Genomic DNA, 13,227 nt, shown 5'->3' on the forward strand with positions numbered 1-13,227 from the left:
TAAAGGTATCGAAGTCGATAAAAAAGGTGTTGGACGCTGTCGAGGGGCGGGGCGTATAAAACCACTCCATGAACTCCACTCGCACTGCATCCGCCATGTCTGTTCCGACGATCCAACGCATCGAAACCCGCCTTGTCGATCTGCCGACGATTCGCCCCCACAAGCTCTCGGTTGCCACGATGTATGGGCAGACGCTGATGCTCGTCAAGCTCTATTGCAGCGATGACGTGGTGGGCATCGGGGAGGGGACGACCATTGCCGGAATGGCCTATGGCCCCGAAAGCCCGGAGTCGATGAAACTGGCCATCGACGCTTATCTGGCGCCGGCGATGATCGGGAAGGACGCGACACGCATCGAGGCGCTGATGGCGTATCTCGGCAAGCTCGTCAAAGGCAACCATTTCGCCAAAAGCGCGCTCGAAACGGCGCTGCTCGACGCGCATGGCAAACGTCTCGGTGTATCCGTGGGCGATTTGCTCGGCGGACGTCGGCGCGAACGCCTGCCGATCGCATGGACGCTGGCATCGGGCGACACCGCGCGCGACATCGACGAAGCGCACAAGATGCTGGACATGCGTCGGCACAGGGTCTTCAAACTGAAGATCGGTGCGCAGGCGATCGACGCTGACATCGAGCACGTCGCCGAAATCAAGCGGGCACTGGGCGAGCGCGCCGCGGTACGCGTCGACGTCAATATGGCCTGGAGCGAAACGCAAGCGGCGCGCGCCATTCCCGCACTTGCCGACGCCGGTTGCGAACTCGTCGAACAGCCGGTGTCTTCCGCCGCTGCGCTGGCGCGTCTCACGCGCCGGTTCCCCGTCGCACTGATGGCCGACGAAATCGTCCAGGGGCCGAAAAGCGCGTTCGATATTGCCAAACACGATGGCGCGGATGTGTTCGCCATCAAGATCGAGCAATGCGGTGGGCTCTTCGCGGCACAGCGCGTGGCCGCGATCGCCGATGCCGCGGGTATCGAGCTTTATGGCGGCACGATGCTCGAAGGTGCGTTCAGCACAATCGCATCGGCCCATCTCTTCGCGAGCTTCGACAATCTGCAGTGGGGAACCGAGCTGTTCGGACCGCTGTTGCTGACCGAAGAGATCCTGCGGCAACCGCTCGATTACAGCGACTACGAACTGACCGTGCCCACCGGTCCGGGCCTCGGCATCGAACTGGACGAAGCCGCGATTCAGCGCTTCACGCGCGACGGGTTGATGAAAGTCACGAAATCATCCTGACACCCCACATCTGGCAAGAGGACGTTGAACATGCTTTTTCATGTACGAATGGACGTGAGTCTGCCCGTCGATATGCCGGCCGATGTGGCCGGCGAACTCAAAGCCCGCGAGAAGGCGTATTCGCAGACGTTGCAATCGAGCGGTAAATGGCGGCACATCTGGCGCCTCGCCGGCGAGTACGCGAACTACAGCGTTTTCGATGTCGAGAGCAACGCCGAGCTGCACGACATCCTGATCGGCCTGCCGCTTTTCCCCTACATGAAGATTTGCGTGACACCGTTGTGCCGGCATCCGTCGTCGATTCGCGACGGCGACGCTTGACGTTTTTTTCAAGGGCGGGCGCGTGCGAAACCGGGCTTACCCGAAAACTATCTGGATGGAGACAACCGTCATGACCACCAAAGTGTTCGATACGAAGGAAGTACAGGACTTGCTGCGAGCCGCGGCCAACGGGGACGGCAAGAACGGCGATGCCCGTTTCAAGCAGATCTTCCAGCGCCTGCTCAGCGATTTGTTCAAGGCCATCGACGACCTCGATATCACGCCCGACGAAGTGTGGGCCGGCGTCAACTATCTGAACAAGCTCGGGCAGGACGGCGAAGCGGCGTTGCTCGCCGCGGGCATCGGCCTCGAGAAGTATCTCGACATCCGCATGGACGCGGCGGACAAGGCGGTGGGCATCGCGGGCGGCACACCCCGTACGATCGAGGGCCCGCTTTATGTTGCGGGTGCTCCGGTGCGCGATGGCGTTGCCCGAATCGACATCGATCCCGATTCGGGCGCGGGCCCGCTCGTCATCCGAGGCACGGTCAGCGGCGCCGACGGCAAGCCGGTTCCAGGCGCGTTGGTCGAATGCTGGCACGCCAACTCGAAGGGCTTTTACTCTCACTTCGACCCGACCGGCGAGCAAAGCGAGTTCAACTTGCGCGGCGCGGTCAGAACGGGCGCCGACGGCAAATACGAAATCCGCACGCTGATGCCGGTGGGCTACGGCTGTCCGCCGCACGGTGCGACGCAGCAGTTGTTGAATGCGTTGGCGCGGCACGGTAACCGTCCGGCCCATGTGCACTTTTTCGTGACCTCGGAGCACTGCCGCAAATTGACGACGCAGTTCAACATCGAGGGCGACCCGCTGATCTGGGACGACTTCGCCTATGCCACGCGCGAGGAGTTGATTCCTCACGTCGTCGAAAGAACAGGCGGGCTCGCGTTGGGCCTGAAGGCCGACTCATACAAGGAAATCGAGTTCGATTTCGTGCTCACCCCGCTGGTGAGCGGCAAGGACAATCAGATCGTCCAACGCCCGCGGGCCGCGGCCACGGCGTGAACGCAGGGAGAGCCAATATGTCCGCCATCGTCGATACCGCCAACGAACTCGATCGCCTGCTGTCCACCGCCGTACAGGACGACAAGCAGGCCGGCATTTTCCGCTGCCGCCGCGATATCTTCACCCACGCCGGTTTGTTCGAACTGGAGATGAAGCATATCTTCGAAAACAACTGGGTCTATCTGGCTCATGAAAGCCAGATCCCGAACAGCAACGATTACTACACCACCTGGATGGGCCGACAGCCCATCGTGATTACACGCGACAAGAATGGCGAGCTGAACGCAGTCATCAACGCGTGCGCACACAAGGGTGCAATGCTGTGCCGGCGCAAGCACGGCAACAAGGGCAGCTTTACCTGTCCGTTTCACGGTTGGACTTTCTCGAACACAGGCAAGCTGCTGAAGGTGAAGGATGAGAAGACCACGCAATATCCGCCGCAGTTCAACATCGCGGGATCCCACGACCTGAAAAAGGTGGCGCGGCTCGAGAGCTATCGCGGTTTTCTGTTCGGCAGCCTCAACGCGGACGTTCAGCCACTCGCGGATTACCTCGGAGCGGCCACGGTCATCATCGATCAGATCGTCGATCAGGCGCCGAACGGTTTGGAGGTCTTGCGCGGCAATTCGTCCTACATCTACGAAGGCAACTGGAAGATGCAGATGGAGAACGGTTGCGACGGCTATCACGTCAGCACCGTGCACTGGAATTACGCGGCGACGATGGGGCGGCGCAAGGAGGGTGGCACGCAGGCCGTCGATGCAAACAGCTGGTGCAAATCCATTGCAGGTGTGTACGGGTTCGACCATGGCCATATTCTGCTGTGGACCAGAACGATGAATCCGGAGGTACGCCCCGTCTATCGGCACCGCGACGAGATCAAGGCGCGCGTCGGCGAAGCGAAGGCCGAGTTCATCGTCAATCAGACGAGAAATCTCTGCCTGTATCCGAACGTTTTCCTGATGGATCAGTTCAGTACGCAGATCCGTGTGGTCCGGCCAATCAGCGTGGACAAGACCGAGGTCACGATCTTCTGCTTCGCACCGAAGGGCGAGGACTCGACCGATCGCGCAACGCGCATTCGCCAGTACGAGGATTTCTTCAACGTCACCGGCATGGGCACCGCCGACGATCTCGAAGAGTTTCGTGCCTGCCAGACAGCTTATGCGGGCACAACTGCGAAATGGAACGACCTTTCGCGCGGCGCGCCGTTGTGGGTGGAAGGCCCCGACGAAAACGCGAAGAAGATGGGATTGATGCCGCGTATCTCGGGCGAGCGCAGCGAAGACGAGGGCCTCTTTGTCTGTCAGCACGAATACTGGGTGCGGGTCATGCGCGATGCATTGAACAAGGAACGAGAGGAGGCATCGGTATGAGCTTCGACTACCGTACCGTCTGCGACGTGCTTTACCGCGAGGCGCGCTTGCTCGACGACCGCCAGTGGGACGAGTGGCTCGCTTGCTATACCGGCGACGTGACCTACTGGATGCCGGCATGGGACGATGACGATCAGATCACGGACGACCCCGAGCGTCAGATTTCGTTGATGTATTACGGGGACCGCGGCGGTCTGGAAGATCGCGTGTTCCGCATCAAGACCGAGCGCAGCGGTGCGTCGACACCCGAACCGCGGACCAGCCATTACGTTGCCAACGTGGAAGTGCTGGCCGAGCGCGGCGATGAATTGGACGTGCGCTACAACTTTCACACGCTCAGCCATCGCTATAAGGTCACCGATCAGTTCTTCGGCACGATGTTCGTCACGTTGAGACAGGTCGACGGGCAACTGTTGATCTCGTCCAAGAAGATCGTATTGAAGAACGACTATATCCGTCAGGTGCTCGACGTCTATCACGTCTGAGATTCAGAGCCTGGCGAACAACATGGGAGTGAAGGAGGTTCCATGTCAAGCTATAACATTGCGCTTAACTTCGAAGACGGCGTAACCCGCTTCATCGAATGCAAGGCCGGCGAGAAAGTGCTCGATGCTGCCTTTCGCGCGAAGATCAATCTGCCGATGGACTGCGCGGACGGGGTATGCGGCACCTGTAAATGCCGCGCCGAAAGCGGCCGTTACGACCTCGGTGACGACTACATCGAAGACGCGTTGAGCGAGGACGAAAAGCGCAATGGGCTCGTGCTGGCTTGCCAGATGGTGCCCGAGAGCGATTGTGTGATTGCGGTGCCCGCGTCTTCCTCGGGATGCAAGACCGAGCAGAGCCGGTTCACCGCGACCGTGGCGAAGGTCGAGCCTCACAACGATGCCGCGGTCGTACTGGAACTCGATGCGGGCGTGAGCGCGCCAGTGTTTCTCCCGGGGCAGTACGTCAATATCGACGTGCCGGGTAGTGGGCAGAACCGTTCCTATTCATTCTCGTCGGCTCCGGGCCAATCGACGATCAGCTTTTTGATCAAAAAGATTCCCGGTGGAGTGATGAGCACGTGGCTCGAATCCGCACGGCCGGGCGACAGACTGGATCTGATCGGGCCGTTCGGCAGCTTTTATCTGCGGGAGCCGCAGCGGCCGCTGCTCTTCCTTGCCGGCGGCACGGGCCTCGCACCGTTTCTCTCGATGCTGGAGGTGCTGGCGCGCGGCGATTCACAGCGCAAGGTACATATGGTCTACGGGGTCACGCGGGATCTCGATCTGGTGAAGGTGGATGCGATCGAGGCGTACACGGCAAGGCTGCCGCATTTCAGCTATGCGACCGTGGTGGCCGATGCGGTGTCGAGCCATCCGCGCAAGGGATGGGTGACGCAACACATTCCGGCCGACGCGCTCAACGGCGGCGACGTCGACGTCTATCTATGCGGGCCGCCGCCGATGGTCGACGCGGTACGCAAGCATTTCGACGACAACGGTGTGAGGCCCAGCAGCTTCCATTACGAGAAGTTCACGCCCAACGCAAGCGCGAGGGCAGTATGACCATGCAGCGATTCGAAGGCAAAGTGGTGGTCGTGACGGGCGCGGCGCAGGGTATCGGTCGGGGTGTCGCGCTGCGTGTGGCTGCCGAAGGCGGCAAAGTCGTCCTGGTCGATCGCGCCGATTTCGTTGCGGAAGTTGCTGCGCAAGCGCCCGAGGCGAGCGCGGCAGGCTTCGTCGCGGATCTGGAGACCTACGAGGGCGCTCGAGCGGCGATGGCGTTTGCGGCGCAACGGTTCGGCGGCATCGACGTGCTCGTCAACGGTGTGGGCGGGGCCATCCGCATGCGTCCGTTTGCGCAGTTCGAACCGGCGCAGATCGATGCGGAGATTCGTCGTTCGTTGATGCCCACACTGTACGCGTGCCATGCGGTGTTGCCGCATCTGCTTCGGCGCGGTCGAGGCACCATCGTCAACGTTTCGTCGAATGCGACGCGTGGCATTCGACGCGTGCCGTATTCGGCCGCGAAGGGCGGCGTCAATGCGCTGACTCAGTCGCTGGCAATGGAATATGCGGAGCACGACATACGGGTGGTGGCGACGGCGCCCGGCGGGACCGAGGCACCCGCGCGGCGCGTCGCACGCAATCCGGAAGGCGATAGTGCGCAGGAACGCATCTGGATGAGCGAGGCCGTGCGGCAGGTCAACGAATCCACGTTTCTCAAGCGCTACGGCACGATCGAAGAACAGGTCGCGCCGATTCTGTTTCTGGCTTCGGATGAGGCGAGCTATATCACCGGCACCGTTTTGCCCGTTGCCGGCGGCGATACCGGTTGAGCGGCGGCCGGCGGCAGCGGCGCTCATCGGTGGTTTCTGTAGTACTCCCGATTGTAGTACTGGCGGTTGTAATACTGCCTGTTGTAGTACTGACGGTTGTAAAGCTGGTTGTTATAACGCTGGTTCTCGTATTGCCGGTCGTAGTACTGGCGGTTGTAGTAATCCCGGTCGGCGTCCTCGCGGCTGCGAACCTGGTCCGCGGTAACGGCGTTCGTGTACCAGTCGACGGGCTGCATACCGGCAGCGGAGACGGGCTGCGCCGGTGCGAGCGAAGCCGACGTTGCAAGGAGCGCGACCAAGGCAGCTTTGGGAAGCACGTGGGGCATGGGCTCGTGGATGTTGCCGTCGAGTGAGATGAAGCTCCATGATCGCGCGGCAGCGAACGGGCCGAATGCACGAATGCGAAGTCATGGTTCGTCGTGCGACGCACGAACCGGCAATCGACCCATGGCCTGAATGCGACGATTTTGCCTCGCCGAGGGCTTCGCCGACGATAACCAAAGCGTTATCGATATCCAAAGAAATATTGACTGTCGGGTTTGGTGCGTCCGCCCGTATTCTCGCCACACATTGGTGCATGAGATGCCCCGAAATATTGTGTCGATAGCGAGCGATACGGATGAAAAACGGAGACGGGCAAGGTAAGCGCATTCGATCGTGTCTGGGTGCGTTGTTCGGCATCGCCTTTACGGGCTGGGCGGCGCATGCCGTCCTCGGTATGGACATGGAAACGCCGTTGCTCGTTGCGCCGATGGGCGCGTCGGCGGTATTGCTGTTCGCCGTGCCGGAAAGCCCGCTTGCCCAACCGTGGTCGATCATGGGCGGCAATATCTGCGCGGCGATCGTTGGCGTGGTGTGTGCGAAGCTGATCGGCACTCCGATCGTTGCGGCCGCAACGGCGGTGGCCTTGGCAATCAGTGTCATGCTGGCATTTCGATGCGTACATCCGCCCTCAGGCGCCGTTGCCCTGACTGCCGTACTCGGCGGCCCCGCGGTTCACGAGCTCGGTTATCGCTTCGTCCTGGTGCCGATCGCACTGCAATCGGCGGCACTCCTGAGCGCCGCGCTCGCGTTTCACCTGACGATGGGGCACCGCTATCCGCGCTCGTTCAGCGGCGACGCCAGCCGTGCGGCGGCCGGACGCTGGGCTAGCCTCTGGCAACGCCTGTCGTCGGTCGTTCAGCGGCGCGGCGGCGCTGAGGATGCCTCGATGCCGGGCGCGAGTGCGCACCGCCATTCGCCCGGAATTGAAGCGTTACTGCACGGCGACGGAGACCGCTTCGCCCTTTCCCGCGGGTGCGGGGAACTCACCTGCGCGGACATCATGTCCGCCCTGCCGCATTCGCCCAGGGTGCCGAACCCGAGTCACTATGACTGTACCGTCCGCACCGATACACCGATCAGCGAATTGGCGCCGCACTTCAAGGATCACGCGTGCGATCGCGTGGGCGTGCTCGACGGCGGCGGCCGGCTCGTCGGGGCGATCAGCCAACTCGATTTGATCTGGGGGCTCTACCGCCAAATGCGTACGCCAGAGGGCATCGCTGCATAACGGACCGGCTTTGGGCGTCCGCCGCCGACCCATTCATCATCATCAATGTTGACGATAAAAAACTTTAACTTTTCCTAATAGATCGACTCCCGCACTATTTGTCCATGCAAGCGGCCTGCAATGCGTGAGCTGCAGGAATCAGAAGCTAGCTGACGAAGTGCCACGCTCGGGCAGCCCGCCCTGGCACTCCAACAAAACGTACCGCTTGAAGGAGACACGCGTGTTCGACGCCGATCGATTGATCGCGCGGCACTGCTGCGAAGGGCGTTCGCTCCTCGCGGTGCTGCACGCGATACAGGACGAAGCCGGTTTCATCCCGCCCGAAGTGGTGACGCCGCTGGCGCGGGCGATGAACCTCTCGCGCGCCGAAGTGCATGGCGTGCTGACGTACTACCACCATTTCCGCACGAGCGCGCCGCCGCGCGTGGGCGTGGCACTGTGTCGGGCCGAATCGTGCCGCAGCATGGGCACCGAAGCGCTGGCCGCGCATATCGAAGCACGCACCGGTTGCCGCTTCGATGCCAAGCATGCCGACGGCACCCACCACGGCCCCACTGCCGAAGGCGAGCCGGTCGAACTCGAGTCGGTCTACTGCCTGGGCCAATGCGCGCTGTCGCCGGCCATGACGATCAACGGCACGCTGCACGCGAAGGTGACGCCGGCCAAGTTCGATGCGCTGTTTGAAGCCGCCTGCACGCAGGCCGGCATCGAGCCCGCTCATAAGGAGTCCGTATGAATTCGCAGGTCGGGACACCCCCGTCGGCGGTGCGCATCTTCGTGCCGCGCGATTCGTCGGCGCTCGCGCTGGGCGCCGATGCACTGGCCGCGGCGATCGAGGCCGAAGCCGCGCGGCGCGGCGTGGCCATCGAGCTCGTGCGCAACGGCTCGCGCGGGCTCTTGTGGCTCGAGCCGCTCGTGGAAGTGCAAACGCCCGCGGGCCGCGTGGGCTACGGCAACGTCGAGGCGGCCGATGTCGCCGCGCTGTTCGACGCGGGCTGGCTCGACGGCGGCAGCAGCACGCACGCGCGGGCGGTGGGCCTCGTCGAGGAAATTCCGTATCTGAAGCGCCAGCAGCGGCTCACGTTCGCGCGCCTGGGGCTCACCGATCCGCTGTCGATCGACGATTACCTGGCCCACGAAGGCCTCGTGGGCCTCAAAGCGGCGCTGGCGATGGACGGCGACGCGGCCGTCGAGGCGCTGATCGAATCGGGCCTGCGCGGGCGCGGCGGCGCGGCGTTTCCGGCCGGCATCAAATGGCGCACGGTGCGCGCGGCCCAGGCCGCCCAGAAGTACATCGTGTGCAATGCCGACGAGGGCGACTCCGGCACGTTCTCGGACCGCTTGTCGATGGAGGGCGATCCGTACGGGCTGATCGAAGGCATGATCATCGCGGGCGTGGTCACGGGCGCCACGCGCGGCTACATCTACGTGCGCAGCGAATACCCGCATGCGATCGCGATGCTGAACGCGGCGATCGAACGCGCGCGCGAGGCGGGCTGGCTCGGCGCGAGCGTGCTCGGCTCGGGCCGCGCGTTCGAGCTGGAGGTGGCCAAGGGCGCGGGCTCGTACGTGTGCGGCGAGGAAACGGCGCTGCTCGAGTCGCTCGAGGGCAAGCGCGGCATCGTGCGGGCCAAGCCGCCGGTGCCAGCGCTCGCGGGCCTGTACGGCCAGCCCACGGTGATCAACAACGTCATCACGCTGGCCACGGTGCCGGTGATCTTCGCGCGCGGCGCGGCGTACTACCGCGACTTCGGCATGGGCCGCTCGCGCGGCACGCTGCCGTTTCAGCTGGCGGGCAACATCTTGCGCGGCGGGCTCGTGGAGTTGGCCTTCGGCGTGACCCTGCGCGAGCTGCTCGACGAGTACGGCGGCGGCACGGCCAGCGGGCGGCCCGCGCGTGCGGTGCAAGTGGGCGGGCCGCTGGGCACGTACTTGCCGGAGAGCCAGTGGGACATTCCGCTGGACTACGAAGCGTATGCGGCCGTGGGCGCGGTGGTGGGCCACGGCGGGCTGGTGGTGCACGACGACACGTCGAACCTGGCGGAGCTGGCGCAATACGCGATGCACTTCTGTGCGATCGAGTCGTGCGGCAAGTGCACGCCGTGCCGTATCGGCTCCACGCGCGGCGTCGAGGTGATCCAGCGCATGCGCAATGGCGACACCTCCGAGAAGCAGGTGCAACTGCTGCGCGATCTGTGCGACACGATGGTGTCGGGCTCGCTGTGTGCGATGGGCGGCATGACGCCGTACCCGGTGCGCTCCGCGCTCGATCATTTCCCGGAAGATTTCGGTCTGCGTGCCGAGCCCAAAGCGGCCGCGGCTTGAGCCGCTGGCGCGCACGCAACCCTCAGGAGTACTGATTCATGTCCGACGCACTTGTTTCCCCGAAGACCGGTGGTTGCGGCTCAGGCAATTGCGCCTGCAAGAGCGCCGCGCAGAACCTGAACCCGCTCGATGACATCGACTACGGCACGCCGCGCCGGCACGCCGACACGGACGTGACGCTCACGATCGACGATCGCGAGGTGACGGTGGCCGCGGGCACCTCGGTGATGCGCGCGGCGATCGAAGCGGGCGTGAACGTGCCCAAGCTGTGCGCGACCGATTCGCTGGAGCCGTTCGGCTCGTGCCGGCTGTGCCTGGTGGAGATCGAAGGCCGGCGCGGTTATCCGGCCTCGTGCACGACGCCGGTCGAAGCGGGCATGCGCGTGGCCACGCAAACGCCGCGGCTGCAGGATTTGCGGCGCAACGTGATGGAGCTGTACATCTCGGACCATCCGCTCGATTGTCTGACGTGTCCGGCCAACGGCAACTGCGAGCTGCAGGACATGGCGGGCGTGGTGGGCTTGCGCGAGGTGCGCTATGGCTTTGACGGGGCCAATCACCTCAAGGACCAAAAGGACGAATCGAACCCGTACTTCACCTACGATCCGTCCAAGTGCATCGTGTGCAACCGCTGCGTGCGCGCGTGCGAGGAGACGCAGGGCACGTTCGCGCTGACGATCGCCGCGCGCGGGTTCGACTCTCGCGTGGCGGCCAGCGAGAACGTGCCGTTCATGGACTCGGAGTGCGTCTCGTGCGGCGCGTGCGTGGCGGCCTGCCCGACGGCCACCTTGATGGAAAAGTCCGTCACGGTGCTCGGTCAGGCGGAACATTCGGTGGTGACGACGTGCGCGTACTGCGGTGTGGGCTGCGCGTTCAAGGCGGAGATGAAGGGCAGCCAGGTGGTGCGCATGGTGCCGTACCGCAACGGGCAGGCCAACGAGGGCCACGCCTGCGTGAAGGGGCGTTTTGCGTGGGGCTACGCGACGCATAAAGACCGCATCACCAAGCCGATGATCCGCGCGAAGATCACGGACCCGTGGCGCGAAGTGAGCTGGGACGAGGCGATCAGCTACGCGGCCTCGGAGTTCAAGCGCATCCAGGCCAAGTACGGGCGCGATTCGATCGGCGGGATCACCTCGTCGCGCTGCACGAACGAGGAGACGTACCTCGTGCAAAAGCTCGTGCGCGCGGCGTTCGGCAACAACAACGTGGACACCTGCGCGCGGGTGTGCCATTCGCCCACGGGCTACGGGCTGAAGACGACGCTGGGCGAATCGGCGGGCACGCAGACGTTTGCCTCGGTGGCGCACTCGGACGTGATCGTGGTGATCGGGGCCAACCCGACGGACGGGCACCCGGTGTTCGCCTCGCGCTTGAAGCGGCGCGTGCGCGAGGGCGCGAAGCTGATCGTGGCCGATCCGCGGCGCATCGATCTGGTGGACGGCCCGCACCTGAAGGCCGATTACCACTTGCCGCTGCGCCCGGGCACGAACGTGGCGCTGATCAATGCGCTGGCGCACGTGGTGGTCACGGAAAACCTGGTGGCCGAGGCGTTCGTGGCCGAGCGCTGCGAGCCGGTCTCGTTTGCGCAGTGGCGTGAGTTCGTGGCGCGCGAGGAGAACTCGCCCGAGGCCACCGAGGCGGTCACCGGCGTGCCGGCCGCCGATGTGCGCGCGGCCGCCCGCCTGTACGCGACGGGCGGCAATGCGGCGATCTACTACGGGCTCGGGGTGACCGAGCATGCGCAGGGCTCGACGATGGTGATGGGCATCGCGAACCTGGCGATGGCCACGGGCAACGTGGGGCGCGAGGGCGTGGGCGTGAATCCGCTGCGCGGGCAGAACAACGTGCAGGGCTCGTGCGACATGGGCTCGTTTCCGCACGAGCTGCCCGGCTACCGGCACGTGGGCGGCGACGCGGTGCGCACGCAGTTCGAGACGGCCTGGCACGTGGCGCTGCAAGCGGAGCCGGGGCTGCGCATTCCGAACATGTTCGATGCGGCGCTGGACGGCACGTTCCTGGGGCTGTACTGCCAGGGCGAGGACATCGTGCAGTCGGACCCGGACACGCAGCATGTGGCCGCGGCGCTCTCGGCGATGGAGTGCATCGTGGTGCAGGACATCTTCCTGAACGAGACGGCCAAGTATGCGCACGTGTTCCTGCCGGGCTCGTCGTTCCTGGAGAAGGACGGCACGTTCACGAACGCGGAGCGGCGCATCTCGCGGGTGCGGCGCGTGATGCCGCCGATGGCCGGCTTCGCGGACTGGGAGGTGACGCTCAAGCTGTCGAAGGCGCTGGGCTACGAGATGGACTACGCGCATCCGGGCGAGATCATGGACGAGATCGCGCGGCTCACGCCGACGTTCGAGGGGGTCTCGTATGCGCTGATCGACGAGCTGGGCAGCGTGCAGTGGCCGTGCAACGCGCAGGCGCCCGAGGGCACGCCGACGATGCACGTGGACGAGTTCGTGCGGGGCAAGGGCAAGTTCGTGATCACGAAGTTCGTGGCGTCCGACGAGAAGGTGACGCGGCGCTTCCCGCTGCTGTTGACGACGGGGCGGATTCTGTCGCAGTACAACGTGGGGGCGCAGACGCGGCGCACGGAGAACGTGCGCTGGCACGACGAGGACCGGCTCGAGCTGCATCCGCACGATGCCGAGGAGCGCGGCGTGAAGACGGGCGACTGGGTGGGCATCGAATCGCGCGCGGGGACGACGGTGCTGCGCGCGCTGGTGACCGAGCGCATGCAGCCCGGGGTGGTCTACACGACGTTCCACTTCCCCGAGTCGGGGGCGAACGTGATTACCACGGACAGCTCGGACTGGGCGACCAACTGCCCCGAGTACAAGGTGACGGCGGTGCAGGTGATGCCGGTGCAGCAGCCTTCGGCGTGGCAGCAGGCGTACTCGCGCTTTACCGACGAGCAGCTCACGCTGCTCAACGAGCGCGAGCGCGGCGCGGCCCATGCGGGCACGGGCAAATGAGCACAGTGAGAGACCGACGATGAACGAGCAGCACCTGATCGAGATGGCCAACCGCATCGGCGAGTTCTTCGAGTCGATGCCCGATCGCGACGAGGCCCTCGC

13 protein-coding genes are annotated in these 13,227 nt (G+C 64.3%); 12 read left to right on the top strand and 1 reads right to left on the bottom strand.

Annotated elements, in window-relative coordinates; translation table 11 throughout:
- Positions 1-95 precede the first annotated feature (95 nt).
- The 7 genes from ACO1XS_RS20345 (at position 96) to benD (ending at position 6,264) form a co-directional block, all read left to right on the top strand.
- On the top strand, positions 96-1,238 hold the full coding sequence (locus tag ACO1XS_RS20345; protein ID WP_486391548.1) for a muconate/chloromuconate family cycloisomerase: 1,143 nt from the start codon (positions 96-98) through the stop codon (positions 1,236-1,238).
- Between the two features lie 30 nt (positions 1,239-1,268).
- A complete protein-coding gene (gene catC / locus ACO1XS_RS20350) occupies positions 1,269-1,559 on the top strand; it encodes a muconolactone Delta-isomerase (protein ID WP_331574290.1) in 291 nt (96 codons plus the stop codon).
- A 70-nt stretch (positions 1,560-1,629) separates the two neighbouring features.
- Positions 1,630-2,565 carry a catechol 1,2-dioxygenase gene (gene catA, locus ACO1XS_RS20355; protein WP_486391549.1) on the top strand — a complete coding sequence of 312 codons (936 nt, stop codon included), beginning with the start codon at positions 1,630-1,632 and terminating at the stop codon, positions 2,563-2,565.
- Between the two features lie 17 nt (positions 2,566-2,582).
- Positions 2,583-3,941, top strand: coding sequence for a Rieske 2Fe-2S domain-containing protein (locus ACO1XS_RS20360; protein ID WP_486391550.1), 1,359 nt, complete (start codon positions 2,583-2,585; stop codon positions 3,939-3,941).
- The gene (gene benB / locus ACO1XS_RS20365; RefSeq protein WP_331574284.1) at positions 3,938-4,426 is read left to right on the top strand and encodes a benzoate 1,2-dioxygenase small subunit; all 489 of its coding nucleotides are present in this window, start codon (positions 3,938-3,940) and stop codon (positions 4,424-4,426) included. The genes ACO1XS_RS20360 and benB overlap by 4 nt, the downstream gene beginning before the upstream one ends.
- A 42-nt stretch (positions 4,427-4,468) precedes the next feature.
- A complete protein-coding gene (benC, locus tag ACO1XS_RS20370; RefSeq protein ID WP_486391551.1) occupies positions 4,469-5,491 on the top strand; it encodes a benzoate 1,2-dioxygenase electron transfer component BenC in 1,023 nt (340 codons plus the stop codon).
- Positions 5,488-6,264 (top strand): benzoate diol dehydrogenase BenD, encoded by a 777-nt coding sequence (gene benD / locus ACO1XS_RS20375; protein ID WP_486391552.1) that lies wholly within the window; start codon positions 5,488-5,490, stop codon positions 6,262-6,264. The genes benC and benD overlap by 4 nt, the downstream gene beginning before the upstream one ends.
- Before the next feature lie 23 nt (positions 6,265-6,287).
- Here the strand turns inward: benD and ACO1XS_RS20380 are convergent, their stop codons facing one another.
- The gene (locus ACO1XS_RS20380) at positions 6,288-6,590 is read right to left on the bottom strand and encodes a hypothetical protein (protein WP_440561512.1); all 303 of its coding nucleotides are present in this window, start codon (positions 6,588-6,590) and stop codon (positions 6,288-6,290) included.
- 293 nt (positions 6,591-6,883) lie between these two features.
- Here ACO1XS_RS20380 and ACO1XS_RS20385 point away from each other — a divergent pair, with 293 nt between their 5' ends.
- The 5 genes from ACO1XS_RS20385 to ACO1XS_RS20405 form a co-directional block, all read left to right on the top strand.
- Complete coding sequence (locus ACO1XS_RS20385; protein WP_486391553.1) at positions 6,884-7,816, top strand: HPP family protein; 933 nt, start codon at positions 6,884-6,886, stop codon at positions 7,814-7,816.
- Positions 7,817-8,021: 205 nt separating this feature from the next.
- Positions 8,022-8,552, top strand: coding sequence for an NAD(P)H-dependent oxidoreductase subunit E (locus ACO1XS_RS20390; RefSeq protein WP_486391554.1), 531 nt, complete (start codon positions 8,022-8,024; stop codon positions 8,550-8,552).
- On the top strand, positions 8,549-10,141 hold the full coding sequence (locus ACO1XS_RS20395) for a formate dehydrogenase beta subunit (RefSeq protein ID WP_486391555.1): 1,593 nt from the start codon (positions 8,549-8,551) through the stop codon (positions 10,139-10,141). The genes ACO1XS_RS20390 and ACO1XS_RS20395 overlap by 4 nt, the downstream gene beginning before the upstream one ends.
- 38 nt (positions 10,142-10,179) lie before the next feature.
- Positions 10,180-13,125 carry a formate dehydrogenase subunit alpha gene (gene fdhF / locus ACO1XS_RS20400; protein ID WP_486391556.1) on the top strand — a complete coding sequence of 982 codons (2,946 nt, stop codon included), beginning with the start codon at positions 10,180-10,182 and terminating at the stop codon, positions 13,123-13,125.
- A 19-nt stretch (positions 13,126-13,144) separates the two neighbouring features.
- On the top strand, positions 13,145-13,227 hold an 83-nt coding region (locus ACO1XS_RS20405; protein ID WP_331572086.1), incomplete at its 3' end, for a formate dehydrogenase subunit delta.

Source organism: Trinickia sp., from assembly GCF_057351765.1.